General features: G+C 58.9%; 1 protein-coding gene. It reads right to left on the reverse strand.

Going from position 1 to position 494, the window contains the following annotated elements; genetic code table 11:
- Positions 1-434: hypothetical protein (locus B0W88_RS35055; RefSeq protein ID WP_233151926.1), on the reverse strand; the 434-nt coding region annotated here is incomplete at its 3' end.
- Between the last annotated feature and the right edge of the window lie 60 nt (positions 435-494).

The raw sequence follows: 494 nt of genomic DNA on the forward strand, positions 1-494 counted from the left end.
CGATTGCGTTCAGCCGCGCCGTTAGGCGTCGGCTGGAACTGCGGGTTAGGCACTGGTGCCGACTTGCTGGACGAGGCCGCCGCGCAACCACGGTCGACGCTGAAAGGGCCGAACACCGTTCTGGTTCCGGAAATGCCGCCAATTTGAACGATGTATGCCGTGCCTTGGTCTTGAGTGATATGTAGCCAGTGGTAGTAGCCATCAGCGACCAGACCTGCCTCCGAGAGGGGAAGTCCAAGCCGCTGATCAAGCTCAGGGATGTCGGTCGCAACCGGAAGCCTCTCGCGCAATCCAGAAGGACTAACGCACTCTTTGAAACGCGCAACCACAGCGCTCGAAACTGATGGAGACGCCATCTTTTGCGTGGAGGCCGCAACTGCCGACAGACTCGCAGTTAGCGCAAGCAACCCGATGAATGAAAAGTGTGCCTTCATCTGAAGAGCCTAACGATTGCGTTCAGCCGCGCCGTTAGGCGTCGGCTGCAACTGCGGGTT

It is taken from the genome of Pelomonas sp. KK5 (assembly GCF_001984095.1).
In the GTDB taxonomy this organism is placed as follows: domain Bacteria; phylum Pseudomonadota; class Gammaproteobacteria; order Burkholderiales; family Burkholderiaceae_C; genus KK5.